Origin of the sequence: Longimicrobium sp. (assembly GCF_035474595.1) — a bacterium.
Lineage (GTDB): Bacteria > Gemmatimonadota > Gemmatimonadetes > Longimicrobiales > Longimicrobiaceae > Longimicrobium.
In genome coordinates this window covers 15,659-41,396 of record NZ_DATIND010000048.1, presented here as the reverse complement: position 1 = coordinate 41,396, position 25,738 = coordinate 15,659, and the positions used below count along the sequence as shown (strand labels likewise).

Annotated in this window: 21 protein-coding genes and 2 riboswitches; of the genes, 15 read left to right on the top strand and 6 right to left on the bottom strand. The window is 72.5% G+C overall.

Going from position 1 to position 25,738, the window contains the following annotated elements:
• Positions 1-440: 440 nt before the first annotated feature.
• Positions 441-752: a hypothetical protein gene (locus tag VLK66_RS09530; RefSeq protein ID WP_325309168.1), complete on the bottom strand. Its 312-nt coding sequence runs from the start codon at positions 750-752 to the stop codon at positions 441-443.
• A gap of 113 nt (positions 753-865) precedes the next feature.
• On the opposite strand from VLK66_RS09530, the gene VLK66_RS09525 reads away from it, so the two are divergent.
• The 5 genes from VLK66_RS09525 to VLK66_RS09505 all read left to right on the top strand — a co-directional run bounded on the left by VLK66_RS09525 (position 866) and on the right by VLK66_RS09505 (position 5,818).
• Positions 866-1,888: an L-threonylcarbamoyladenylate synthase gene (locus tag VLK66_RS09525; protein WP_325309167.1), complete on the top strand. Its 1,023-nt coding sequence runs from the start codon at positions 866-868 to the stop codon at positions 1,886-1,888.
• A gap of 275 nt (positions 1,889-2,163) precedes the next feature.
• Positions 2,164-2,610: a DUF6036 family nucleotidyltransferase gene (locus VLK66_RS09520; protein WP_325309166.1), complete on the top strand. Its 447-nt coding sequence runs from the start codon at positions 2,164-2,166 to the stop codon at positions 2,608-2,610.
• 40 nt (positions 2,611-2,650) lie between these two features.
• A complete protein-coding gene (locus VLK66_RS09515) occupies positions 2,651-3,187 on the top strand; it encodes a DUF1697 domain-containing protein (protein WP_325309165.1) in 537 nt (178 codons plus the stop codon).
• A 287-nt stretch (positions 3,188-3,474) separates the two neighbouring features.
• Positions 3,475-3,687 carry a hypothetical protein gene (locus VLK66_RS09510; protein ID WP_325309164.1) on the top strand — a complete coding sequence of 71 codons (213 nt, stop codon included), beginning with the start codon at positions 3,475-3,477 and terminating at the stop codon, positions 3,685-3,687.
• A gap of 172 nt (positions 3,688-3,859) precedes the next feature.
• The gene (locus VLK66_RS09505; protein WP_414676462.1) at positions 3,860-5,818 is read left to right on the top strand and encodes a RecQ family ATP-dependent DNA helicase; all 1,959 of its coding nucleotides are present in this window, start codon (positions 3,860-3,862) and stop codon (positions 5,816-5,818) included.
• Between the two features lie 418 nt (positions 5,819-6,236).
• Here the strand turns inward: VLK66_RS09505 and VLK66_RS09500 are convergent, their stop codons facing one another.
• Positions 6,237-7,808, bottom strand: coding sequence for a hypothetical protein (locus VLK66_RS09500; protein WP_325309162.1), 1,572 nt, complete (start codon positions 7,806-7,808; stop codon positions 6,237-6,239).
• Positions 7,809-7,854: 46 nt separating this feature from the next.
• Positions 7,855-7,929: riboswitch (cyclic di-GMP riboswitch) on the bottom strand.
• 8 nt (positions 7,930-7,937) lie between these two features.
• Positions 7,938-8,013: riboswitch (cyclic di-GMP riboswitch) on the bottom strand.
• A 368-nt stretch (positions 8,014-8,381) separates the two neighbouring features.
• Between VLK66_RS09500 and VLK66_RS09495 the strand changes: the two genes are divergently transcribed.
• The 4 genes from VLK66_RS09495 (at position 8,382) to VLK66_RS09480 (ending at position 10,978) form a co-directional block, all read left to right on the top strand.
• Positions 8,382-9,797: a mercuric reductase gene (locus VLK66_RS09495; RefSeq protein ID WP_325309161.1), complete on the top strand. Its 1,416-nt coding sequence runs from the start codon at positions 8,382-8,384 to the stop codon at positions 9,795-9,797.
• Between the two features lie 175 nt (positions 9,798-9,972).
• Entirely contained in the window at positions 9,973-10,230 is a 258-nt protein-coding gene (locus VLK66_RS09490) for a UBP-type zinc finger domain-containing protein (RefSeq protein ID WP_325309160.1), read from the top strand.
• A gap of 84 nt (positions 10,231-10,314) precedes the next feature.
• A complete protein-coding gene (locus tag VLK66_RS09485; protein WP_325309159.1) occupies positions 10,315-10,542 on the top strand; it encodes a hypothetical protein in 228 nt (75 codons plus the stop codon).
• Position 10,543: 1 nt separating this feature from the next.
• Positions 10,544-10,978: a PIN domain-containing protein gene (locus tag VLK66_RS09480; RefSeq protein ID WP_325309158.1), complete on the top strand. Its 435-nt coding sequence runs from the start codon at positions 10,544-10,546 to the stop codon at positions 10,976-10,978.
• A gap of 133 nt (positions 10,979-11,111) precedes the next feature.
• Here VLK66_RS09480 and VLK66_RS09475 read toward each other — a convergent pair whose 3' ends face one another.
• On the bottom strand, positions 11,112-11,639 hold the full coding sequence (locus VLK66_RS09475; RefSeq protein WP_325309157.1) for a hypothetical protein: 528 nt from the start codon (positions 11,637-11,639) through the stop codon (positions 11,112-11,114).
• A gap of 267 nt (positions 11,640-11,906) precedes the next feature.
• Positions 11,907-13,589 carry an alkaline phosphatase family protein gene (locus VLK66_RS09470; protein WP_325309156.1) on the bottom strand — a complete coding sequence of 561 codons (1,683 nt, stop codon included), beginning with the start codon at positions 13,587-13,589 and terminating at the stop codon, positions 11,907-11,909.
• Between the two features lie 588 nt (positions 13,590-14,177).
• Here VLK66_RS09470 and larE point away from each other — a divergent pair.
• The 6 genes from larE to VLK66_RS09440 all read left to right on the top strand — a co-directional run bounded on the left by larE (position 14,178) and on the right by VLK66_RS09440 (position 18,965).
• Positions 14,178-15,014, top strand: coding sequence for an ATP-dependent sacrificial sulfur transferase LarE (larE, locus tag VLK66_RS09465; protein WP_325309155.1), 837 nt, complete (start codon positions 14,178-14,180; stop codon positions 15,012-15,014).
• On the top strand, positions 15,011-15,250 hold the full coding sequence (locus VLK66_RS09460) for a hypothetical protein (RefSeq protein ID WP_325309154.1): 240 nt from the start codon (positions 15,011-15,013) through the stop codon (positions 15,248-15,250). The genes larE and VLK66_RS09460 overlap by 4 nt, the downstream gene beginning before the upstream one ends.
• A gap of 141 nt (positions 15,251-15,391) precedes the next feature.
• Positions 15,392-16,576, top strand: a complete 1,185-nt coding sequence (locus VLK66_RS09455) for an aminotransferase class V-fold PLP-dependent enzyme (RefSeq protein WP_325309153.1) — start codon at positions 15,392-15,394, stop codon at positions 16,574-16,576.
• A 74-nt stretch (positions 16,577-16,650) separates the two neighbouring features.
• Complete coding sequence (locus VLK66_RS09450; protein WP_325309152.1) at positions 16,651-17,262, top strand: hypothetical protein; 612 nt, start codon at positions 16,651-16,653, stop codon at positions 17,260-17,262.
• Positions 17,263-17,399: 137 nt separating this feature from the next.
• Positions 17,400-18,761 carry a sigma-54 dependent transcriptional regulator gene (locus tag VLK66_RS09445; protein ID WP_325309151.1) on the top strand — a complete coding sequence of 454 codons (1,362 nt, stop codon included), beginning with the start codon at positions 17,400-17,402 and terminating at the stop codon, positions 18,759-18,761.
• 3 nt (positions 18,762-18,764) lie between these two features.
• Positions 18,765-18,965 (top strand): hypothetical protein, encoded by a 201-nt coding sequence (locus VLK66_RS09440; protein ID WP_325309150.1) that lies wholly within the window; start codon positions 18,765-18,767, stop codon positions 18,963-18,965.
• Positions 18,966-19,196: 231 nt separating this feature from the next.
• Here VLK66_RS09440 and VLK66_RS09435 read toward each other — a convergent pair whose 3' ends face one another.
• Together VLK66_RS09435 and VLK66_RS09430 are read right to left on the bottom strand one after the other, a co-directional pair.
• Entirely contained in the window at positions 19,197-22,574 is a 3,378-nt protein-coding gene (locus VLK66_RS09435; RefSeq protein WP_325309149.1) for a DUF2272 domain-containing protein, read from the bottom strand.
• The gene (locus VLK66_RS09430; protein ID WP_325309148.1) at positions 22,567-25,701 is read right to left on the bottom strand and encodes a hypothetical protein; all 3,135 of its coding nucleotides are present in this window, start codon (positions 25,699-25,701) and stop codon (positions 22,567-22,569) included. Before VLK66_RS09430 ends, VLK66_RS09435 begins: the two co-directional genes overlap by 8 nt.
• Positions 25,702-25,738: the final 37 nt, after the last annotated feature.

The window sequence follows — 25,738 nt, the reverse complement described above, 5'->3', positions numbered from 1 at the left end:
CGCCCCGACTCCCACCGCGAGCACCTCCACCCTCTGATTTCGACGCGACGACTCGGGCTCGTCACCCACTCCCGGCTGTCAGATTTTCGGCCGCCAGAAGTGTCAGACTTTCACCCGGCGTTGACAGAGGGCGGCGCGAGGCCTCGGACGCGCACCTGCGTGAGGGATGCGCGCCCGGAGGGCCGGGAACCCGCCGCGCTCGCGAAGATGGAGAGGATTCGCCCGGACGCCCGGCGCGGCGAGGGCCCGGCGCGGTTGGGCACAGTCGTACCGTGCCCTACCGCGCGCGCAGCCCGGTTTGGCACCTGAGCGCCAAACACGCCCGAACCCCGCCGTCCCGAAACGATGCGGCCCCTCTCCCGAGACTTCCGGGAGAGGGGCCGGGCAAGCGGCACCGACCAGCGGCCCCGCGGGCTGTCCTGCCGGCGAACCGTCTCGACCTACATCAGCCCGCCGCTGTCCCGCTCGCCACGCCACACGGCGTCGTCGTCGTACTCGTCGTGGTCCGGCACCACCTCCAGCGCGGGAACCGGCACGTGGCGCACAACCCGCATCACACCCTCCCAGCCGCAGGAGGTGCACCACCGGCGGTTCAGCATGCGGCGCACCGGGCGGAGCAGCTGGGAGCGGATCGGCAGGCTCTCGCTGCCGCAGCGCGGACAGTCGCGGCCGGCGGGGAGGAGCGCCACCAGCAGGGCCAGCGGAGCCAGGAGCATCACCACCCAGAGCGCCGTCATGAACATCCAGAACATCGCGTCCTCCCTGGTTCGCCGGTCCCTCTGCGCGTCCCCCGCGCTCGTCTTTCGGGTCAGGCAAAGCGTGTGCCGTTGCCGCCGCACGCCACGGAGCCCAGATATCGTTGCAAATGCGGATCTTACGCGTAGATAGCACCCATCCCGACCCGGCCGCGCTGGCCGACGCCGCGGCCGTTCTGCGCGGCGGCGGGCTGGTGGCGTTCCCCACCGAGACGGTGTACGGGCTGGGCGCCCACGCGCTCGACCCGGCGGCCGTGGCGCGAATCTACGAGGCCAAGGGGCGCCCGTCGTACAACCCGCTGATCGTCCACGTCGCGTCCATCGGCGAGGCGCGGGGGCTGGCGAGCGCGTGGCCAGAGGCGGCGGACAGGCTGGCGGAGCGGTTCTGGCCGGGGCCGCTCACCCTGGTCGTCCCCAAATCTCCCGAGATCCCCGACGCGGTGAGCGCGGGGCTGGACACGGTGGGCGTGCGCATCCCCGCGCATCCCGTGGCGCACGCGCTGCTCCTGGCGGCGGGCGTTCCGCTCGCCGCGCCGAGCGCCAACCGCTCGATGGGGGTGTCGCCGACCACGGCCGAGCACGTGCGGCGCAGCCTGGGCGGGCGAGTGGACGTGATCGTGGACGGCGGCCCCTGCCCGGTGGGGATCGAGTCCACCGTGCTGAGCCTGGCCGGCGAGGTGCCGACCGTGCTGCGCCCCGGCTCCATCTCCATCGGCGAGCTGCGCGAGGTGCTGGGCGAGGTGGCCGCCGCGTCGGCGGAGCCGTCCGGCCGCGCCGCCCGCCCGTCGCCTGGGATGCTGGACCGGCACTACGCGCCCGCCGCCGAGGTGCGCCTCTTCTCCCCCGCCGCGCGCGAGGCCACGTTCGCGAAGGCGGTGTGGGCGGCGACGGACGAGCGCCGCGTGGGGGTGATCGCCTTCGCGCCGGTGTCCGCATCGGGCGCGGAGGTGGTGGCGATGCCCGCGGACGTGCCCGGGTACGCCGCCCGCCTCTACGCCGCCCTGCACGCGATGGACGCCGCCGGCGCCGAGGTGATCTGGATCGAGCAGGTGCCGGACGCGCCGGAGTGGGCGGGGGTGCGCGACCGGCTGCGGCGCGCGGCCACGGGCGCTGCGGTGCTGCCGGGCGAATGAATTCGCGGCGCCGTGGCTTCAGCCGCCCGGACGAATGCATGGGCGCAGCAACGGCTATTGTTCGGGGCTGGACACCGTGGTTATTTAAGGAGAGGTGACGGCAAGAACTCTCACGGGAGACCAGATGAGCGACTTCCCGGAAGATCCGCCGCGGGTGGACAGGTCCGCCCTGTCTCTCGTGCCGCTGTTCGACGAACTGGACGAGCAACGATACTGGCGATCGCGCACTCCCGCCGAACGCCTCCGCCACCTTGAGACCCTGCGCCGCATCAACTATGGAGATCAGGCTACCGCAAGACTTCAAAGAGTTCTTGAGGTTGCTCCGCTCGCATGGCGTTAGGTACCTGCTGGTCGGCGGATACGCCGTAACGTATCACGGCTACCCGCGCGCTACGGGTGATCTGGACGTGTGGGTCGCCATCGATCCGCAGAATGCGCAACGGATCGTCGATGCGCTGCGCGACTTCGGCTTCGACACGCCTGAGCTCTCCCCCGCCCTCTTCCTCCAGGACGGCAAGATGGTCCGGATGGGCAACGTTCCGCTCCGGATCGAGGTTCTGACCGTCATCTCGGGCGTCGAATTCGACGAATGCTACGCTGGCCGGGTGGAAGACGAGCTCGATGGGGTAAAGGTCTCGCTCATCAGCCTTCGCGATCTGAAGACGAACAAGAAAGCCAGCGGCCGGAACAAGGATCTGGCCGATCTCGAGAACCTGCCGTAGCCGCTCTCGCGCCCCCCTCCATCTGCAGACGCACCCTCGAATGCCCCGATACATCGCCTTTCTCCGCGCCATCAACGTGGGCGGGCACGTGGTGAAGATGGACCGCCTGCGCGCGCTGTTCGCGGAACTCGGGTTCGAGCGGGTGGAGACCTTCATCGCGAGCGGCAACGTGATCTTCGACGCGAAGGAGAAGGACACGGCGGCGCTGGAGACGCGGATCGAGGCGCATCTCAGGTCCGCGCTCGGGTACGAGGCGGCGACGTTCATCCGCACGCCCGCGGAGGTGGCCGCGGCGGCGGAGCACGAACCCTTCCCGCGCGTCGATGGCGATACGCTCTACGTCTCCTTCCTCCGCGAGCCGCCGGACGCCGCCGCCGTGGAGAAGCTCGCCGCGCTGGGTGGCGACGACGACCGGTTCGCCGTGCGCGGGCGCGAGCTGTACTGGTGGCGCCGCGGCAGGCTCAGCGACTCGGCGATCACCGGCGCGCAGCTGGACCGCGCCGTCCGCGTCCCCGGCACCATGCGCAACGTCACCACCGTGCGGAAGCTCGCGGCGAAGTACCCGGCTGGCGACTAACGGCATCGCCGCGATCCGCCGGCGAAGATGACCGCGGGGCGTGGGATTTCTGCGGAATTGCCGCCGCAACTGTGTGCGTGGATCAACACGCTCGCGGCGAGAATCTTACGGCTGTTCCTCATCCAACCCGCTGCCATTACGGCGGATAGCCGCAGCCGAAACAGCTGGCGCACGATCTGCACGAAAATGTCCTTCGCCGCACGCCCCCCGCGGCGGCACTTCATGCGATCCTTCAATCGCTCCCGACCCATCTCCATCGCACCGCCCACGATGCCCGCGAGGCTCTCATGGCCCGGACCCTCATCCTCATCGCGTCCCTCTGGTTCATCGCGATCGGCGGCTGGCTGACGCTGCCGCAGCGCCCGGACGGCTGCGAAGTCTGCGGCACCCCGGCGGCCGGGCTCGCGATCGGGCTCGCCACCCTCGCTTGCGGGATCGTCTCATTGATCGTGGCCGTGCGGATGCCGCCCGCGAACCCGGGCTCCGTCCTTCGACGCTGACCCGCCGCGGCCTCTTCCGGCCACGTTGGGGACTCCGGTACGAGCGGCGGCGCACATCGCACACAGGACAAAAGGGACGGCGCGAGGCAGTTGCTTCGCACCGCCCCTTCGCTTAGTCTTCGGGAGCAAACATAGACAGAGGCATCGAATGGGAGGGCGTCTGATGACCATCATGGCGGACGCGGAAGCGGGTGCGTCTCCGGCGGCGGGGGCCGACATCGGGGCGTTGCTGCGCGAGCGGTTCGGGCTCCCCGGCTTCCGGCCGGGGCAGGAGCGGGTGATCCGCGCGATCCTGGAGCGCGGGGCGGCGCTGGCGGTGTTCCCCACCGGCGGCGGCAAGAGCCTGTGCTACCAGCTTCCCGCGCTCCTGCTGGACGGCGTGACGCTCGTCGTAAGCCCGCTGATCGCGCTGATGAAGGACCAGATCGACGCGCTGCGGGCGCTGGGGATCGACGCCGCGCGGCTGGACAGCTCGCTCAGCTTCGACGAGGCCAAGGCGGTGGAGAAGCGCCTCCTCTCCGGCGAGCTGCGCCTGCTCTACGTCTCGCCCGAGCGCTTCAACAACGAGCGTTTCCTCGAACTCCTCGGCCGCGTCCACGTCGCCCTCTTCGCGGTGGACGAGGCGCACTGCATCTCCGAGTGGGGGCACAACTTCCGCCCCGACTACCTGAAGCTGGCCGACATCGCGCGCACGCTGGGCGCCGAGCGCGTCCTGGCCCTCACCGCCACGGCCACGCCGCAGGTGGTGGACGACGTCTGCGCCAGCTTCCGCATCCCCCGCGACGGCGCGGTGGTCACGGGGTTCCATCGCCCCAACCTCTTCCTCTCCGTCCACCCCACCCGCCCCGGCGAGCGCGACGCCGAGCTGGTGCGGCGAGTGCGCTCGCGCCCGCCCGGGCCGGGGATCGTGTACGTCACCCTGCAGCGCACCGCCGAGCGCGTGGCGAAGCTGCTGGACGAGGCGGGGATCCCCGCGCGCGCCTACCACGCCGGGATGAACGACGACGTGCGCGCGCAGGTGCAGGAATGGTGGAAGGCGTCGGACCACGCCACGGTGGTCGCTACCATCGCCTTCGGGATGGGGATCGACAAGTCGGACGTGCGCTACGTCTACCACTACAACCTTCCCAAGGGACTGGAGAGCTACAGCCAGGAGATCGGCCGCGCCGGGCGCGACGGACAGCCGTCGGTGGTGGAGATGCTGGGGGGGATGGACGACGTGGCCACGCTGGAGAACTTCGCGTACGGCGACACGCCCACCGCGGCCTCCGTCCGCGCGCTGGTGGACGAGCTGCTGGGCGCCGGCGCCTCGTTCGACGTCTCCGTCTTCGACCTCTCCAGCCGCCACGACATCCGCCAGCTGGTGGTGAAGACGGCGCTCACCTACCTGGAGCTGCTCGGGGTAATCCACCAGGGAACGCCGTTCTACGCCGGCTACCGCATCCGCCTGAAGGAGGAATTAAAGGAGGTGACGGGACGCTTCAACGGCGAGCGGAAGGCGTTCGTGGAGGGGATCTTCCGCGCGGCCAGCTTCGGGCGCACGTGGTACACGCTGAACCCGGAGGACGTCGCCGCGAAGCTCGGCTCGGACCGGGGCCGCGTCTGCCGCGCGATCGAGTACCTGGGCGAGCAGGAGCTGGCCGAGGTGCAGGCCAGCGACGCGCGCCTGCGCTTCACCCGCACCGCCACGCACGCCGACGCCGCGGCCTTGGCGGACGAGCTGCTGGAGCGGTTCGCGCGGCGCGAGGCGCAGGAGGTGGAGCGGGTGCGCGACGTGGTGGCGCTCGCGTCGCGCGACGGGTGCATCACCACCGGGCTGCTGGCGCACTTCGGCGAGGAGCGGGCGGAGCCGTGCGGGCACTGCACCTGGTGCGAGACCGGCCGCGCCACCGTCTTCCCCGCCCCGCCGCCGGCCGCGCCCATCGAGCGGCGCGTGAACGCCGGCGAGGTGCGCGCCGTCCGCGACGGGCAGCCGGACGCGCTGGGGGCGCCGCGGCAGCTCGCGCGCTTCCTCTGCGGCCTCACCAGCCCCGCCGTGAGCCGCGCGCGCATGGGCCGCCACCCGCTCTTCGGCGCCCTCGAGGACCACCGCTTCGCCGACGTGCTCGCGTGGTGCGAGGCGCTGGGGTGAGTGGTTCGCAACGCAATTTCTGCACGGAGATGACGTCATCCTGAGGCCGCCCGCGCCGTAGCCGCAGCATGCGCCAGCGGTTGCAGGCCGAAGGATCTATAATGTGAAAGCACGTCGGCTTCGGAAGCGGGCAGATGGTTGTCCGCGATGTGCGGAGATGCAGTCGGAGCGCTGCGATTGCTGACGTGTGGATCACGCTATAGATCCCTTCGGCCTGCAATGTCTTGAGTGAGGACAGGTAGCGTTGTGGCCGGCCTCAGGATGACGTCGGGCGGGGCGTGCGTTGGGGATGACGCTGTCGGGAAAGGGTCACCTCGGTGGATGTTTCTTGTGGCAGCGCGGGATCTCGACACAAACGGAAGCAGGGCGAGACGGGATTCGTCTCGCCCTGCGTCGTTGTCGCGGAAACCGGATCGGGTCAGCCGGCGGCGGTGCCGCGGGTGCCGGTGTCCTGGGTGGTGACGGTGTTGCAGGAGTTCAGCGTGCCGCCGTCCAGCCAGTAGGGGCTGCTCAGCGTGCAGGTGCGCGGCTGGACCACGACCGCCGCGTCGCTGAAGGGCGAGAGCGCCACCGTGGGGGTCAGCTCCCAACCGCCCGCGTCGTCGTGCACGTTCAGCGTCAGCTTCACCTCGCCGCCGAAGGGACGCATCTGGCCGCCGCTGGACGAGAGCGTGTAGCCGTCGTTCCACGCGTAGACGTTCGGCGTGCCCGTCAGCCCGTCGAAGGTGTTGGAGAAGCCCTGGCTGTGGTAGGTGACCGTCCCGGCGAAGCGCGTGTAGCCGAAGGTGGCGCCGCCCTGCGCGGCGTTGCAGACGAAGAGCACGGCCCCCTGCTCCGGCATCTGCCGGCTGGCGCACGCCTGGCCGTTCGCGTCCAGTGCCGAGGCCACGTCGTTCCAGTGCTCCACCTGCCACTCCACCCCGCTCGACGCCACCGTCACGTCCAGCGCGGTCAGCGGGAACTGGACGGCGCGGTCGAGCGTTCCCTGCACGCTCACCGCCTGCGTGCGCGTGGTGGTGGTCTCGGTGTTCGAGTACTCCTTGTGGCTCCCGTCGGGCTTGCTCCAGGTGTAGTCGAGCACGCTGGTGCTGGCGGAGGAGCGGTCCTCGGCCTCGGCCGTCCAGGCGGTGTGGGCGGCGCCCACCACGTCGACCGTGGCCTGGTCGCCGGCGTTGGCCTGCAGCGTGGCGCTGCCGCCGGTGCCGTTGGCGCGCACCTCCACGGTGTGGCTGCCCAGCGAGGTGAAGGTGTAGCGGAAGGCGCAGGTCACCGCGTCGCCCGCGTCCACCCAGATGTCCTCGGCGCGGTCCACGGCCTGGCCGTCCACGTACAGCACGCAGTCGGCGCGGGTCCCCACGTCGCCGCCGGTCTCGCTCACGGTGGCGGTGATCACCACCGGCGCGCCCACCAGCGTCTGCCCCGGCATGCTCACGTCCACGTGCAGCGCGGCGGCCTGCTTCACCGTCTCGGTGACCGTCACCACGTCGGTGCGGCGCCCGTCGATGCCGCGGACGTTGGCCTGCACCTGGATGCGCGCGCCCGGCGCCAGCCCGGCGAGCATGAAGGTCTGCGTGCCGCCGCCGTTCAGCCCGTTGTGGTTCTCGGTGAAGAGCGCGGTGCCGTCGCTGCCGAACACCTTCAGCTGCGCCTTCACGATCTGCCCGGGCGCGTGGTCCGGGTCGTCCAGGCTTCCCGTGGTGATGGTCAGCGTGGTCACCCCGTTGCCGCCGGTGACGGCCAGCGCCTCGAGCCGCGCGGTGCCGGAGCGGCCGGTGGCGTGCGGGGCGCTGCCGTCGTGGTACTTCACGGCATTGGAGACGAGACGGGCGGCGGGAGCGGAGACCAGGCTCGGTGCGGAGGCCGCGGGCGCGCGCCGGGCCGGCGCGGTGCCGGTGTCGGAGCAGGCCGCGGTGGATGCCAGGAGCGCGGCGGCGAGGAGGACCGCCGCGTGGGAATGCGCGAAGAGATGACGCTGTGCCTTCCGGAGCATGATGGCCAGCCGCGTGCGAAGGGGAAACGATCGCGCGATGCGATCCTTCGGCGGCTGGGCTGTCTCGGAGAGACCCCTGGCTTTGCGGACCGGCCTCGCGGCCGGGGTGCCTTTGTCGGGACTGCTTCCTTCGGCGGCCGGGCTGTCTCGGAGAGACCCCTGGGCTTTGCGGACCGGCCTCGCGACCGGGGTGCCTTTGTCGGGTTGCGATGGGGAGTGTTCGACGGCCGCGGATCCTGCTCGCGGATCGTCAACGGGCGGTAACCTAATCCCCCTTCCAACCCGGCGCAAGGATTCTGTTACAGCATTCCGTATCAGATGGGGAGACCACCTGTCCCTCTTCCACTCCGATTGAGCCAACGGAGGTTGCGATCCGGCACGATCCGCCTCCCACGCGTGCGTTGCATCCACGCCACACTTTCCGCAGTCCGGGCGCGGAGGGACGCGGGTGGGAGATCACCCGCGGGCGGTGACGAGGGGCTTGCCGCGCCGAGCGTAACCCGTCACCATCTCACTACCGGCACGCCGGATTCGCCGCTGATACAGCTCGCCCCCCGCGGAACGGAAATCCCCATGAGATACGACGTGATCGTGATCGGCGCCGGGCAGGGCGGCGTGCCGCTGGCCGCGCTGCTGGCGGAGAGCGGGCGCACGGTGCTGCTGGCGGAGCGCAGCGAGGTGGGCGGCACCTGCGTGAACCGCGGCTGCACGCCCAGCAAGAGCCTGATCGCCAGCGCGCAGGCGGCGCACGACGCGCGGCGCGCCCGTCGTCTTGGCGTGAACACCGCCGTGGAGGTGGACTTCCGCGCGGTGATGGAGCGCGTGGACGGCATCGTCCACCAGTGGCGCGAGGGGGTGCGGCAGCGCCTGGAGCGCGCGGGCGAGCGGCTCACCGTCGTCCAAGCCCACGCGCGCCTCGCCGGACCACGGAAGGTGGAGATCGAGGGCGAGACGCACGAGGCGGAGACCATCGTCCTGAACGTCGGAACGCGCCACGCGGTGCCCAGGATCCCGGGGCTGGACGCGGTGCCCTTCCTCACCAACGGCTCCATCTTCGCGCTGCGCGAGCTGCCGGAGCGGCTGGTGTGCGTCGGCGGCGGCTACATCGGGTGCGAGCTGGGGCAGGCGTTCCGGCGGCTGGGCGCGGAGGTGACGATCATCGACCCCGGCGACCGGCTGCTGGCGCGCGAGGACCCGCAGGTGTCGGCGGAGATCGAGAAGCAGTTCGCCGCCGAGGGGATCGGCGTGCGCAAGGGAAGCCGTCCGGCGCGCGTGGAGCGGCGGGAGGATGACGTCGTGGTGACGATGGAGGACGGGAGCGAGGCGGCCGGATCGCACCTGCTGGTGGCGACGGGGCGGACGCCGAACACCGGCGACCTGGGATGCGACGCGGCCGGCGTGCGGCTGGACGAGCGCGGCTTCGTGGCGGTGGACGACGGCTTCCGCACCTCCGCGGAGGGCGTGTTCGCCATCGGCGACTGCACCGGCGGCCCGCAGTTCACCCACCGCGCGTGGGACGACGGGCGGATCCTCTTCGACATCCTCACCGGCCAGCGGAGCGGCGGGCGCGACGGGCGGCTGGTCCCCTACGCCATGTTCACCGATCCACAGGTCGGCCGCGTGGGGATGACGGAGCGCGAGGCGCGCGAGCAGGAACTCGACGTGGAGGTGGCGGAGATGCCGTTCGCGGGGGTGGCGCGCGCGGTGGAGGCCGACGTCCCCGCCGGGGTGATGCGCATCCTCGTCGACCGGAAGACGGAGCGCTTCGTCGGCGCGTCGATCGTGGGCGCGCAGGCGGGGGAGCTGGTGCACGTATTCTCCGTGCTGATGCAGGCCGGCGCGACCGCACGCACGGTGGTCGACACGGAGTTCATCCACCCCACGTTCGCCGAAGGGTTGCAGACGCTGGTGATGAAGCTCCCGCGCTACGCCCTGGCCCCCTGCCCCGCCTCCGAGGCCGCGGAGATGATGACCGCAGCCGCGGTTTGAGGGAAAGAAGAAAGGTCTCACACGGAGGGACCGGAGGAAACGGAGGACGGGTGCAGTTCTCCGTTCCCTCCGTTTCCTCCGTGTGATCATGCTGTGGCGGCGTTGCGGAACGGGCGGCGCCGTGGCAGACTCGGACGATGCGAGGTCTGCGACACGATCCACGACGGAGAGGACGATGGCGACGAACTGCACCCACACCGACCAGATCCACGACGTGCACCCCAACACGCAGGGATGCGAGGAGTGCCTGAAGACCGGCAGCTGGTGGGTGCACCTGCGGATGTGCCGCACCTGCGGCCATGTGGGCTGCTGCGACTCGTCGCCCAACAAGCACGCCACCAAGCACTTCCACGCCACGCAGCACCCCATCATCCAGTCCGCCGAGCCGGGCGAGGACTGGAGCTGGTGCTACGTGGACGAGGTCCCGGTGTGAGGTGGAGGCACAGGGTGTCCGGGTTCAATTCCGCGCGAAGTTGATTACCTTGGATGTTCCAGCCACCTGCTCGGAAAGGCGAAAATGGCGACCGCACCAGCCTATACCCTGGATCGCGAGGACCGCGACTACGTCATCCGGGTGAGCTCCGACGTTCTGGACGAGGCGGAGCTCACCCGGCTCCTGGATTACCTGGTCCTGGAATCCATCCGCAAGCGCAGCCAGTTGACGGAAGACCATGCCGCCATGCTCGCGAACGAGGTGAAGCAGGCCGCCTGGGAGCGCGTGCGCCACATCTTCGAGGGCCCCTGACGTGCCGGGCCCGGAGTCGCCCGTTGTCGTAGACACCAACGTCATCTTCTCCGCCCTCCTCCGCGCCGACTCGCCCTTCGCTCGAATACTCGGGAACGCCGATCGCACGTTCTTCGTGTGCGAGAGCATTCTCGTGGAGCTGTTTCACCACAAGGAGCGGATCCAGCGCTTTTCGCGGCTGGGCGAAGACGAAGTCCTCGTGGTACTCCATCAGCTTCTCCGGCGTGTCCACATCTACAGGGAAGATGCGTTTCCCGCGCGCCACGTAGCGACCGCCCGCGAGCTCTGCCGCGACGTCGATCTCGCCGACGCACCGGTGGTCGCGCTGGCGCTCACGCTCGATGCCTGGCTGTGGACGGGCGACCGGGCATTGCGCAGGGGTCTGGAACAGCGAGGCTTCACATCCTTCTTCGATCCCCGGTCCGCTGTCGAGTAACGAAACCGGGGTAGGACGCACAAGGAATAAGAACGAAAACGCGCCGCCGTGGGTGATCCACGGCGGCGCGCCTTTATCTACCATCTTCTTTATCGTGCTTCCGTACTCTCGTACTTCCGTACTGCTGTTGCGGTTACCGGCCGCTGCCGCCGCGGAGCGCGGTGAGGCGGTCGACGTACTGCTGCGCGTTCGGGTCCAGCTGCTTCATCCTGGCGAACACCCGCTCCAGGAACACCTGACGCGCGGCCTGCACCTCGGGGAGCTGCGCCACGCGCGGCTGCATCCCGGCGAAGTACGTCTGCAGCTGCTGCGCCTCGGTGGCCAGCGCGTTCAGCTTGGCGTTGTCGTTGGCGGTGCGCGCGGCGGCCACCTCGGCCTGCAGCGCGGTGGCGCGGGCCAGCTTGGTGGGCGCGGTGGGGTCCAGCTTGGCCATTCCGGCGTTCACCACCGCGGTGAAGCTGTCCTGCGCCGGCTTCAGCGACGGGTCGCTCAGCGCCTGCTGCTGCAGCGCGCCCAGCTTGGCCTGCAGCTGCTGCGCCTCGTCGGCCGAAGCGGCCGCGGGAGCCGCCGGCTGCGCGGGCGCCGGCGTGGTCTGCGCCGCGACGGCGGCGGGAAGGGCCAGCGCGGCGGCGGCCAGGAAGGCGATGCGGGTGCTCTTCACGGTTTCCTACTCCACACCAGAATGGCGAATCATCCACCGGCACCCGGACTCCCCGGCCGCGGCGGCGCGAACTCGGACGTTTCGACACCACTGCCTAACTATGGTTCCATTCGGCAGTTACATCACTCCAACAGCAACGCGGACGGGTAGCAGTCCGCCTCCCCATCCCTCACATCCACCTCCTCGCCGGCGACGCGCGGAGTGGAAGAAACGCGCCAGCCGTGCTGTACGTGACGCGTCCCCCGGCGGGCCCTGTCCCCTGTCCCCTTACCCGCGGCCAAGGAGCGAAAGGACGAGCCGGGTGACGTCGAGCTGCGTGGGGTGCTCGCCCGCGGCGGCGCGGACGCGGGCGCGGAGCTGGCGCCCGTCGCCGCCGGGGAGGGCGACGACGAGGGGGATGCGGCTGTCCTGGGCGGTGGGGCTGCCGTGCCAGGAGTGGTAGATGCCGGAGAAGTAGAAGCGCTCGCCGATCGGGCGCTGCATCCCCGTGCGCGCCAGGAGAAGGACGTCGCCCGCGTGGTTGCCGTACGGGCCCGTGGCCAGCCCGTCCATCCGCCGCTCCAGGTCCAGCAGGTCGGGGCGCGGATGCGCGCGCAGATACTCGCCGATCGCCACCAGCTTTTCCCCGTCCCACACCTGGAAGGGCGCGGCGTCCTGCCCGAACGGCCGCGGCTGCCGCGCGAAGATCAGGTCCAGCGTGCCGCGCAGCTGCGGCACCCCCGCGCCCGTGCGGTTGGCGGCGTCGAAGGCGCGCACCACCGGGAGCACGTCCTGCTCGAAGCGTGGCGGACGCCGCCAGTCGCAGCGGTCGGCCGGGTTGGGGCAGGCGGAGCGGTCGGCCAGGTAGACGTACGCCATCGCCCCCTGGTAGGCGACGACGGACTGGTAGACGCGCTCGTCGTCCTTCACGTCCAGGTGGAAGGGGCGCACGCGGAAGCCGGCCTGGTGCAGCACCGCGGGCGGCTCGTCGTCGCCGGCGGTGCCGAGAGAGTGCAGGTCGTCGTTCAGCACCGGCGTGTGGCCGTGGTCGGCCACGAAGACGACCCAGGTGTCGCGCAGCGCGTGGCGGCGGCGGTAGGCGTCCAGCACGCGGCCGACCACGCGGTCCACCACCGTCTCCACGTACGCCTGCTGCGCCCGGAGCGGGTCCGGCGCCACGTGCGTCCACAGGTCCACGCCGGGAAAGTAGACGACCTGGAGGTCGGCCACCCCGCGCTTCTCGATGGTCGACAGCAGGCTCCCCGCCGCGCCCTCGTCGAGCTGCGCGTACACCTCGCGCTTCACCTCGCCCTCCTGCGCGCCCTCGGCAAAGGCGCTCACCATGGGCCCCAGCGCGACGGGATCGGGGACGGTGACCAGGTCGGCGCCGCGCTGCAGCGCCGCGAGCGAGACGTAGGCGCGCACCCCGGCCTGCTCGTACAGCGTGGGGGCGTGCGCCACGCGGCCCATCAGCTGGTCGCTGTAGACCTGCAGCGCCTGCGTGTTCTCGCTCACGGTAACGGGCGCGGGGGCGTAGAAGCGGTCTTCCTCGCGCGCGAACCACTCGTTGCCGGGAACGCCGGTGCGCCCCGCCGGCTGGCCCGTGAAGAGCGACGTCCACGCGGCGTAGGTGGTGGACGGGAGGATGCTGAGCACGCCCGGCACCGCGTACGCGTGCTGGTACACGCCCGGCTCGCCGCGGCGCGGGCGCCCCACCAGCCGGGCGATGCTGCGCGCGCGGCCGGAGCGGATGACGGCCTCCAGCTGGTCCGCGCCCACGCCGTCGAGCGCGAACACCAGCACGCGCGGGCTCCCGCGGGCCGGGCGCATGGGCTCGCGCAGCACCTTCTCCGCGCCCTCGGCCACCAGGTCCGCGACCTCGCCCGTGCTGCGGCCCAGCTTCAGCGCCACATACCCGGCCGCCGCGGCCAGCACGGCCAGCGCCGCGATCACCCATCCCCGTTTGCTCATCCGCCGCTCCACACCGTCCGTCGAGATACGCGTTCGTCGCTGCAGCCGCGGGGCTGAGCGATCCGCCGCTGAAGCCGAACTTCGGAACGCGGCGACGAACGCAAGTCGTCCGCCAGCGAGCTCCGTGCTCGCCCAACCGCGGCGGCCCTCTCCCCCCGGCCCCCTCCCCCAGAAACCGACCGGGGGAGGGGGAGAACTAACCAAGAGGAGAAGTTTCGGCCTGATGGCGCAGCATCTTGCCCGCCTGGCTAGCCCCCTCCCCCGGCCCCTCCGCCCGCTCCGCGGGGGGGGAGAACTCAACGCGGGAAAGCTTTCGGAGCCACCGGGATGCTTCCTGCGGGCATCGCATCACACGTGCGTCCGACGAGTGCGCCACCCTCTGCGCGCCACGCTCGAAGTTACCCCCTCCCATTATCGGGGCCCGTACCGGGCGAGGGGTACGCGGCCCCAGCCGCGGGGGGAGGGCTCCGCGGGGCCGAGAGCGGCGCGGAGAAGGCTCCACGGCGTTCAGTCCCGATCCCCAGACCGCTGGCGGTGTATGCAGCCAAGCGGCATCTTGTCGGCCGTCTTCCGTTTTCGAGGGGTGAGATGGTTCCTGAGGCCAAGCGCGAGCGGCTGCGCGGCATTCTGCGCGAGTGCGGCTCGGTGGTGGTGGGGTACAGCGGCGGCGTCGATTCCGTGTTCCTGGCCAAGGTGGCCGTGGACGTGCTCGGCGCCGCGAACGTGCTGGCGGTGACCGGGAAGAGCGACTCGGTGGCCAGCTGGATGGAGGACACGGCGCGCGAGGTGGCCGCCGGGTTCGGCATCCCCTGGCTGGAGGTGGAGACGCGGGAGATGGACGACCCGCGCTACGCCGCCAACCCCAACAACCGCTGCTACTTCTGCAAGAGCGAGCTGTGGACGCGCCTCGCCTCCGTCGCCCATGAGCGCGGGCTGCGGACGGTGCTGGACGGCTCCAACGCCGACGACGTGGGCGACCACCGCCCGGGCGCCGTGGCCGCGGCGGAGAACGCCGTGCGCTCGCCGCTGCTCGAGGCGGGGCTGACCAAGGCCGAGATCCGCGCCTGGTCGCGCGAGCTGGGGCTGCCCACGTGGGACCAGCCGGCGGCGCCGTGCCTGGCCTCGCGGCTGCCGTACGGCATCGCGGTGACGCCGGAGCGGCTGCGGCAGGTGGAGCGCGCGGAGCTGGCGCTGAGGGCGCTCAGCTTCCGCGATTTCCGCGTGCGGCACCACGGCACCGTCGCCCGGCTGGAGGTGCACCCCGCCGAGATCGGCCGCGTCGCCGGTTTGCGCGCCGCGATCCACGCTGCCGTCCGCGAGGCCGGTTTCGGGCGCGTGCTGGTCGATCTCCACGGCTACCGCCGCGGCGCCCTGAACGAGGGCCTGGCCGCGTCGCAGCTGGTGCAGCTCGGGGGCGCGGCGTGAGCGCGGACGCCCGCATCGCCGCGGCCGAGCGCGCGCTGGCGGACGCCGGCGTGCATGGCGCGTCCGTGGACGTCGAGGGGCACGAGCGCGAGATCGCCGCCGTGCGCGTCCACGGGGATGCGTGGGAGCGGATGATGGGGCCCGGCGGCGCCGCCATCGCCGACGCGGTGAAGCGCGCCGGCTTCCGCTACGTCGCGCTGGACCTGGCTGAGGCGGACGAGCCGGCGCCGAACTGATCCGCATCACCCCATCTCCCGGTTCTCCATCCCCATGACTCCCCGCCCGCGCTACCCCATTCCCGCCCCGCTGGCCGGGTGCCTGCCCGGCGGCGCGACGGCATCGCGGGCGGGTGCCGCGCGCGAGGCGTGACGCGGCCGATGGACGGCATCTATCTCGACTACGCGGCGACCTCCGCCCTGCGCCCCGACGCGGTGACGGAGGCGGTCGTGCGCTACCTGCGCGAGGTGGGGGCGACGCCGGGGCGCTCCGGGCACCACCTCGCGCTCGAGGCGGGGCGCATCGCGCTGCGCTGCCGGGCGGCGCTGGCGCGGACATTCGGCGCCGAGGGCGACCCCGGCCGCGTCGCCTTCTTCCCCAACGCCACCTACGCGTTGAACGCCGCGCTGCACGGCCTCGTCCGCCCCGGCGACCGCGTGGTCCGCACGGCGTTCGACCACAACGCCGTCCGCCGCCCCGTCGCCGTGCTGGCGGCGCGGGGGATCGGGGAGACGGTGATCGGCGGCGGCGCGGACGGATCGGTGGACTTCGCGGAGCTGGACGACGCGCTGGCGGGGGATGGGCGGCCGGCGCGGGTGCTGGCGATCCCGCACGCCTCCAACGTCCTCGGCAGCGTCCTTCCGGTGGCGGAGATGGCGCGGCGCGCGCACGCCCACGGCTCGATCGTCCTGGTCGACGCCGCGCAGTCCGCCGGGCACGTCCCCATCGACGTCATGGAGATGGGGATCGACGTGCTGGCCTTCACCGGGCACAAGGGGCTGCTGGGCCCGCAGGGAACGGGCGGGCTGTGGGTGCGCGAGGGGATGGAGATCGATCCGGTGTGGGCCGGCGGCACCGGCGGCGACTCGATGCCGGCCGGGATGCCGGACGCCATGCCCGACCGGCTGGAGCCGGGAACGCTGAACGGGCCGGGGATCGCCGGGCTGCTGGCGGGGGTGGAGTGGCTGGCGGAGCGCGGCATCGCCGCCGTGCACGCACGGGAGACGGCGCTGAAGGCGCGGCTGCGTGAGCGGCTGGCGTCCATCGAAGGCGTCCGCATCCTCTCCCCCGCGGCGCCGGACGGTGTCGGCATCGTCACCCTTACCGTCGACGGAATTCCCGCGAACCGGCTGGCGCACCGGCTGGACCGCGAGCACGGGGTGATGACCCGCGCCGGGCTCCACTGCGCGCCGGAAGCGCACGCGGTGCTGGGCTGCGCGGAGACGGGCGCGGTGCGCTTCTCCGTCGGCTGGGCGACCACCGAGGCCGAGGTGGACGCGGCCGCCGGTGCCGTGGCGTCCATCGCAGAGGACATTCGCGAAACTTCCCCCGGCGCGCGGGGGTAGTTGTCCGCAGCGCCGCGGAGGGAGACGCGCGGCGCGGGTCCCGATCGCCACCCGACGAAGACACGAACGCAACGATGCGCAACCTGCTCGCGCTGGTCGGCCTGATCGCCATTCTCGCCGTCGGCTACAAGTACCGCGACCGCATCCCCGGCCCGTGGCAGAAGAGCGCGGACCCGGCGGCCGCCGAGGTGTCGCAGGCCGCCGCGGAAAACGCGGAGAAGAAGCTGGAGCGGATGCGCCAGAGCGGCGACACCATCCACCTGAGCGCGGTGGAGTTCACCAGCTACCTGCGCTACCGCTTCCACGACCAGCTGGCGAACGAGCTGGACGCGCCCTCGGTGCAGTTCACCGGCGACACGCTGACGCTGAACGGGCGCGTGCCCACCGACCGCCTTCCCGACGTGCGCGAGGTGCGGGTGGCGCGCGAGTTCCTTCCCGACACCAGCGAGGTGAAGCTGCGCGGCCAGCTGCGCACGCTGGGGTCCGGCCGCGCCGCGCTGAAGATCCACAGCGTGTCGTTCGCGAAGGTGCCGGTGCCGCACGACGTGTTCACCAACGCGCTGAACCGCCTGGGCCGCAGCAACGAGCCGGGGCTGGCCGCCGACGAATATCCGTTCCGCCTCCCCCCCGGCGTAGGCTCCGCCCGCGTCGAGGCGGGCGAGCTGGTGCTGGCGCCGGGGAGATGAAAAGAAGTCCTAAGTCCCAAGTCCTAAGTCCCAAGTGGGTTTCACTCAGGACTTAGGACTTAGGACTTAGGACTAGGCACTCGGCACTTGGCACTGCTGTTCACGCACTTCCGCACTCACGCACTTCAGTTAGATAAATGGCCCGCATCCTGGTAGTGGACGACGAGCAGGGGATCCGGCACGTCCTGACCCAGCTCTTCGAGTACGAAGACCACGAAGTCCGCGCCGCGTCCGGCGGCGCCGAGGCGATCGAGCTGTACTGCGACTTCCGCCCCGACGTCACCTTCCTGGACGTGAAGATGGCGCGGATGGACGGGCTGGAGACGCTCAGCAAGATCCGCGAAAGCGACCCGGCCGCGGTCGTCGTGATGATGAGCGGCCACGGCACCATCAACACCGCCGTCGAGGCCACCCGCCGCGGCGCCTTCGACTTCCTGGAAAAGCCGCTCGACACCGAGCGCCTGCTGATCGTGCTGCGCAACGCGCTGTCGCAGCAGGGCTTGCAGGCCGAGAACGCCCGCCTCCGCGGCGAGGTGGAGAGCCGCCACCAGATCGTGGGCCGCTCGTTCGCGCTGCGCCAGGTGCTGGACCGGGTGGAGAAGGTGGCGCCCACCGACGCGCGCGTCCTGGTCACCGGCGAGAACGGGACGGGGAAGGAGCTGATCGCCCGCGCCGTGCACCGCCTGAGCCCGCGGGCGGACGGGCCGTTCATCGAGGTGAACTGCGCCGCCATCCCCAGCGAACTGATCGAGAGCGAGCTGTTCGGGCACATGAAGGGCTCGTTCACCGGCGCCGTGGAGGACCGCGCGGGCAAGTTCGAGCTGGCCGACGGCGGCACGCTGTTCCTGGACGAGATCGGCGACATGTCGCTGGCCGCGCAGGCCAAGGTGCTGCGCGCGCTGCAGGAGGGGATCATCACCCGGGTCGGCGGCGCCAAGCCCATCAAGGTGGACGTGCGCGTGCTGGCGGCCACCAACAAGGACCTGGAGGAGGAGATCAAGAACGGGCGCTTCCGCGAGGACCTGTTCTACCGCCTGAACGTGATCCCCCTGCACGTGCCCCCGCTGCGCGAGCGCCGCGAGGACATCCCCATGCTGGTGCAGCACTTCGTGCAGACGATCGCCAGGGAGAGCGCGCTGAAGCCGCGGCAGCTCACCGACGACGCCGTGGGCCGCCTGCAGCGGATGGACTGGCCCGGCAACGTGCGCGAGCTGCGCAACACCATCGAGCGTCTGCTCATCCTCTCCGGCGGCGGCGCGGTGACGGGCGACGACGTGGAGCTGCTGGTGGGCGGGCACATGAAGGGCGGCGGGCTGTCGAGCGACCTGCTCGGCTGCACCACCTTCTCGGAGTTCAAGGAGGCGGCCGAGCGCGCGTTCATCATCCAGAAGCTGCGCGAGAACGACTGGAACGTGAGCGAGACCGCGCGCCTGCTGGACATGCCCCGCTCGAACCTGTACAAGAAGATCGAGCGCTACGACCTGGTCCGCGAAGGCTGAGCGTTGCACCCGACCGGGTTCGAGGTGTGGTCGGCCATCGCCATCGGCTGGCTGGCCGGCACCTTCGGCGGCGGGGCGGCGCTGGCGTGGCTGTACAAGCGCCTGCACCCGCAGCTCGCCTTCTACAAGCTGTGGGCGATGTGGAGCGCGGTGCTGGGCGGCATCGTCGCGCTGCTCCTGGCGTTCGGCCTGGTCAGGTTCTGAGCGAGAAAGCATCTCCCGCGCCTCCGTCGTTCCATCTCCATCCCCACGATCCTGAAAGAAATCTCACGCGGAGACGCGGAGACGCTCGGTCAGTTCCCCGCGTCTCCGCGTCTCCGCGTCTCCGCGTCTCCGCGCGAGACCCTGCGATGCCGGAGAGACGCGGAAGGAGCAGGGGAAAAGCACCGCTCTCCCCTGCTCCTCCGCATTTCTCCGCGTGAACTTCGAAAATCGTCAGCGGTTGCAGCCGGTCATCTTGATCAGCCCGAAGATGTGCCGCGCCTGTGCGTTGGCGATGCCCCCGTTCGCGTCCAGGTCCACCCGGCGCAGCCGCACCGACTGCGTCTCGTTCCCCCCGATCGTCTCCACGAACCTGCCGCGCGCGTCCTGCCCGGTGCGCACGATCAGCGCGACGTGCGACGAGCCGGTGACGTCCGCGTTCTGGTGCCCGTTCTCCCAGAAGGCGCGGCGCAGGCTGGTGTAGGTGTGGTTCGTCCACACGTGCTCGACCGGGCGGTTCAGGCACAGCAGGTCGCCGGGCTCCAGGGTGGTCTCGTGCGCCAGCTCCAGGTGGTCCACCAGCCAGAACGGCCGGGTGGTGTCGCTGCGCTCGCGGTTGCGCAGCGCGCCCACGATGTAGTTCATGTGCCGCCCCGCGAACTCGAAGCCGTGCGCCCGCTGCACGCCCGCGGTGTGCATCACGTGGCAGATGAAGGCGGCGCTCCACTCCCAGAAGCGCTCGTTGTTGGCCGAGCGCCGCGCCGCCGCCAGCGCCGCCGCGGGCGCCGCGAAGCCGGGCACCGACTGCCAGTACTGCTGCAGGATGGCGAGCTGGCTGGCGTCGCTCTCCACCAGCTTGGTGCCGTTCGGCCGCGTCCACCGCCGCTCCTCGGCCAGTGCCACGTTGGCGATGGTGGTGCGCATGGCGCACCAGTCCACCGGCGCCGGGGCCTGCATCCCCTCGCCCAGCGACGGCCGCGCGATGCGGGGGACGGCGATGCGGTTCACCGGCGCGGCGTCCAGCGCGCCGCCGGGATAGCGCTCGAACAGGCCGAACGGCGCGCCGTACGCGTGGCCGTGCGCCGCGGCCGGCGCCTCGCGCTCGAAGCGCTCGCCGAAGCCCGCGGGGTTGTACTCCCAGTGCCAGGGCTCGCGCCGGTACGGGAAGAAGCCGTGGTCGCGGGCGTGCAGCGCCATCCACTTGTACACGGGCGAGCGGTACATCGCCACCACGTTGGTGAACGGGCGGGTGGTGATCTCGCTCACGCGCAGCCCGTCGGCGGAGAGCAGCAGGTCCACCGCCAGCCCGTACGAGTGCGCGGAGACGCGCTGCGCCACCGCGTTGGGGTTGGGGTTCCCCGCCGCGAGCCGGGCCTGGTGCTGCAGCGAGCGCCACGCCGAGCCGATGCGCAGCTCCACCCCGTCGGTGCGGGCCGCGTCGCGCATGCGCACGAAGGCGTCCTTCGCCTCGGGGTGCAGGCGGAACCCGGACGCGCCGGGAACGGGCTGGACCACCGCGTCCACGTCGTGGTAGCGCAGCGCCGTCACCCGGCGCTCGGGGACGGCGGCGGCGATGGCCGCGAAGAGCGCCGTGGCCTCGGCCGAGCGGTCGGCATCGTTGCCGGGGAAGTCCACGCGCGTCCAGTCCACCCCGGTGAGGAAGTGCGCCCGCCGCGTGGCGTCGCCGATCAGGTCGATCCCCGAGCGCGCGGTGTCGGTGATCCAGGCGGCCACGCCGGCGGCCAGCGGCGCGCGGTCGGTGGGCGCGCGCGCGGCCAGCCAGGCGCGCACGTCGTCGTCCACCGCCAGCGCGGCCACGTAGCCGTAGTACGGACCGGCGCCGGGGTAGCCGTAGGCCGGCTCCATCGCGGTATCCTCCTCCGCCGAGTACTCGCCGTACCCGTCCGCCGAGTGGGCGCGGCTGGCGGGCGGGCGCGCGGCCGGGTCCAGCGGCAGGGTGGCGCGCACGTCGCCCAGCAGCGCGGGCTGGAAGGCGCGCGGGACGTCCTCGTGCGGGAACGTCGTCTGCTCGGCGCGGTAGGCGCCCTGGAGCGGGTCGCCCGCCGCGGGGAGGGTGGCGCCGACCGCCTGGGAGTTCGGCATCGTCCCTTCGCCGCGGTAGAAGATCCGCAGCCCTCCGCCCTGTGCCCGGAGCCGCGCGAGCGCGTCGGCGGGGGAAAGGCCGGCGGCCAGGCGGCGGTCGGCTGCCACGCGGGCGCCCGCCCACGCCACGATGTTCCCCGTGCCGCCGTACAGCGCGTCGAACAGGTGGACCTCGTGCGGGTTGCAGATGGCGCGCTGGTCCTTCCACTGCAGGAGCGCGTTCACCGGCGCGCCTCCGCCCGAGTGGCCGGCCAGGATGCACCGGCCGATCCCCGGCCGCTCGCCGCGCTGCAGCACCTCGCGGGCGAACCACGCCACCGCCCAGGCCACCAGCGCCTCCAGCCCCGCCCCGCTCCCGTGCTCGAGCGCGGGAAAGGTGTACACGTCGTCGCGCGGCGGCGAGGGCCTGCGCGGCGGCCGCCGGCCCGCGGGGTGTGCGTTGTACTCGGCGAGCAGGGCTTCATACTCCCTGAGCTTCTGCTGGTACGCGGGCTGCTTCGCCTCGACTTCGGCCGCGGTGATCTTGCGGCCGCGCGGGAGGATGGCCAGCGTCGGGCGCGCGCGCCCGTCCAGGCGCAGCCCGCTGCGCCCCGCCAGGAAGCGGGTGCACGCCGCGTCCGGGTTCCTCCCGGTGAAGCCGTGCAGGTGCACGACGAGGTCGATCTGCGCGGCATCGCCCGACATCGCGTTCCAGGCCAGGTACAGGTTCTCGCCCGTGCCGCCGTGGCTGGCCAGCGGGTTGGTGCCGCCCCCCGCGCCGGTGCTCACGTAGCGCTCGCCGGCGGCGACCGCCGCGGCCGCCACCGCCAGCGGCGACCCGTACGACGTTCCGTACGCCGAGGCGTATTCCTCGGGGTGCGGGCGCCTGCCGTTCCCGTTGCTGTTCATGGGTTCCTCGGGGGCTGGGAAGGGGGGAAGGGTGATGCCGGAGCGGGTGGCGCGGGTCTCGGCCACGCGCGAGCGGGCGGAGCCGCGGCGTCCCCCCGCGTGGAGGACGTGGGCCTGCACGCCGATGAGGTCGCTGGCGGCGCGGTAGTTGGCGCTCAGCGTGCGCCACGGCAGCGTGTAGCGCTCGCCGCGGCCGATGGGCCACGGGTCGTTCACGCGCACCCAGGTGCCGTCGGCCGTGCCGTCGCCGTGCATCCCGGCGACGACGACGGAATGGAGACCGGGACTGGCCTCGCCCAGCCAGACGGGGCCGTGGCGCTGGAGGACGCGCCGCAGCGCCTCGGGCGTCCACGTCTCGCGGTGCTCCTCCACCAGCCCCCAGGCGCGGGCGAGCGACTGCACGTCGCCCGGCCGCAGCCCGCCGGCGTACGACTGCCAGCTCCCCGCTCCGCGCGCCACCTGCGGCGGGTCCACCAGAATGCGGTCGCGCCAGCCGATGATCATGGCCGCGGCGGCGGCCCAGCAGCTCATCCCGGTGAGCTGGGGGACGAGCGGCACCTCGTTCCACACGTCGAAGCGGCGGCGCGCGCGCGTCTCCATCTCCATGCGCGGCTCAGGCATGGGCGTCCTCCGGCAGCTCGGTGCGCCGGCAGTCCACCCGCCCATCGCGGGAGATGGTGCGCGTGTCGGAGACGGCGGTCTCGCCGCGGACCACGGTGAGCGTCAGGTCGCCGCCCGGGAAATCGCGGGGGACGGTGACGAGCGTCCCCTCGAACGCCGTCTCCCCGACCACCTCACCCGTGCCGTCCAGCTCCCGCAGCGTCCAGGCGATCGACGGCTCGCCGCCCTCGTCCACGTCCGCCCAGAACCGGAGCCCGCCTGCGTGGCGCGCGGCCACGGAGAAGGGGGGCGTGCGGGGGATGGGGAGCCCCACGTCGGGCGCGAAGTCGGTGTTCCACCCGTCCGTCGCCGCGACGCGGATGCGGTCGTCGTCGCGGAGGCGGAGGCGGTCGACGGGGAGCGTTCCCGCCTCCTGGCAGGGCTGCAGGCGGAGGACGGTGCCCCATCCCCGCGCGCCGCCGGCCTCGACCACGATCGACGAGCGGGCGGAGCGGGTGTGGCCGTACTCGAAGGCCAGCCCGTCTCCCTGGGTCTCCACGCCGCTCACCTCCGGCTGGCCCTCGGAGCGGTGGATGCGGCGCAGGGCGAGCGGGTTGTCGCGCGAGCCGTCGCCGCAGAGCGCGCCAAAGCCGTACGGGTCCATCGCGGGGAGCGGCGGCTGGCCGTCGTCGATGCGGATCTCCAGGTCGGTGACGTCGCTGGTGATGGGGAGGAGGACGAAGAGGCGCGCCGGGCGGTCGGCGGTGAGCAGCCGCACCGCGCGCGAGGCGCGGACGCGCCCCTGCGCGTCGAGCGCGACGGCGCGGAGGCCGCTTTCCACGCGGGCACCGGGGCCGGCGGCGCGGTCCTCCACGCGCAGCGGCTGCAGGCGGATGGAGCTGGCGCCGTCCACCGTTCCCGCGATCCTGAGCCGGGTGACGCGCGCCTCCGCGGCCGGAAGCTCGGCGTCCAGCAGCCGGGCCAGCGCGCCGGGGGTGCAGACGGCCACGGCGCGCGCGGCCTCGGCGGGCTCCACGCGCAGGAACTCGCTCTTCGGCGGTTTGGGGACGACGGCGACCCAGAGGGCGTCCTCGCGCCCGGGGGTGCGGGCGGCCAGGGCGTGCAGCCGCTCGAGGAGGTCGGCGGTGGCGGTGACGTCGGGCCCGTCCGCGGGCTCGGTGAGGGAAAGCTCCTCGTCGTCCGCCCACACCGGCTCGGCCGCGTCGATCTCCATCGCCAGCGTGCGCCGCGCCTCGTCCAGCGCCCGGGCGACCTCGCCGGCGGCGACGCGGTGCAGGTCGCGGGTGGCCAGGCCGGGGCGGATCACCATCAGCCGCCGCTGGCGCAGGGTGACGAAGGCGAGGGGGCCGAAGTCGCGCCGGTCGTCGATCTCGCCGTCGGGCGCGCGGAAGACGACGGTGCCGGCGAGCCCGTCCACCGCGTAGCGGCCGGGGAGCGTGATCGTCGCCTTCCCCCCTTCCAGCTTCATCGCCTTCGCCTCGTCGCCGATCCGCAGCTCGGCGCGGCCGCGCGCGTCGGCGGCGGAGAGGGTGGCGGTGAGCTGGAAGGCCTCGCCGGCCACCAGCGGGCGCGCCGGCGCGGCGGCGAAGGAGGAGAGGCGGACGTTCACGTTCGCCTTGCCGGGGGTGCCGACCAGCTTCAGCGCCAGCGCGGTGCGCTCCGGCTGGTCGGCGGCGATGGCGCGGATGCGCACGCGGACCCGCGCCCGCAGCCTGCGCCGCAGCGGATCGCCGCACCCGCTCTCGCAGACCAGCACGAACTCGGCGTGCGCGCGGTCTTCCGGCGCCTTCACCGTGGCCTCGCCCTCGGCCTCCACCACCCCCGGCCTGGGGTCCACGTGGACGGAGGTGGCGCCCTGCACCCGCCACTTCAGCCGCAGCTCGCCGCCGGGGTCGGCCACGGGCGGAGAGATGGAAGCGGCGAGGATGACCGGCGCGCCGCCGTCGAACCGCGCCTGCGGCGAGCGCGGCGGCGTGGGCGGGTTGCGCAGCAGCGGGATGGCGGCGATGGGGACGGGCGCGCAGCGGAGCGCGGGCTCGCCGGTGTTGCGCTCGTCCCACTGCTCGCGGAGCGCGCTTCGGTCGTCGTTGGTCTCGGCCAGCAGCGCCGGATCGGCGAAGCCCACCCACCCCCCGTGCGCCCCGGCGGGAACGGTGACGGTGACGACGCCCGTCTGCGCGTCGACCGCGTCGGCCAGACGCGCGACCGAGCGGCGTCCCTGCGCGGCGAAGACGACCGAGGCGGCCTTCGCCTCGAGCAGGGGAAGGAAGTGCGCGGCGTCCAGCGGCGTCTCGGGCGTGGCGCTGGTGCGCAGGAAGATGATGGGCCCGTCGTCCACCGGCTCCACGCGGATGCTCACGGGCTGGCCGGGGCAGGCGGCGCGCGGATCGACCTCCACGATGCCCCCCGTTCCCGCCGCGTCCCAGGTGCTGCCGGCCACGTCGCGGCGCACCTGGGTGAAGAGCGTTTCCAGGCACGCCCAGCGCGCGCGCTCGCAGGCGTCGGCCAGGAAGGTGGCGATGACGGCGGAAAGGCGGCGGTCCTCGCCGTTGTGGCCGGCGGCCAGCCCGGCCAGGAGCGCGCGGACCTGGTCCGTGCCCATCCCCGACGCGATGGCGCGCGAGACAGCCTCGGCGGGGCCGGCGGCGAGGGCGGTCGCCAGCACGTTGTTCAGCAGCGGATCGGCCAGCCCGGTGCTCTTCCCCACCCTGCCGGCGGCCAGGGCCACGATCACCAGCGCGCCGGCGTGCACCACCGCGTCGTCGCAGGGGATGGCGGCCGCCGCGAGGGCCGGGATGGGGAAGCTGGAGGAGATGCCGCTGGACGGCGTGGAGTCGCCCAGCACGTCGCGGAAGGCGGTGAGCGCCGGCATCTGCGTGGCGGCGAGCGCAAGGAGGAGGCGCAGGCGCTCGGCGGCCAGCACGTCGTCGCCCAGCGCGCCCACGGCGTCGCGGGCCAGCGCCTCGAGCATGGTCAGCGGCGTCAGCAGCAGCGAGCGCGCGCCGGCCAGCGCCGGGTCGGCCGCCACCGCCGCGTCGAGCGCGGCCACCAGCGCGGCGTGGCGCGTGGGGCTCAGCACCACCAGCGGCGGCGTCTTCGCGGCTTTCGAGGTTACGGGGTCGGCCATGAGGGTGCTCTCCCGCCGGTTCGGCGCGTGCTTCGGA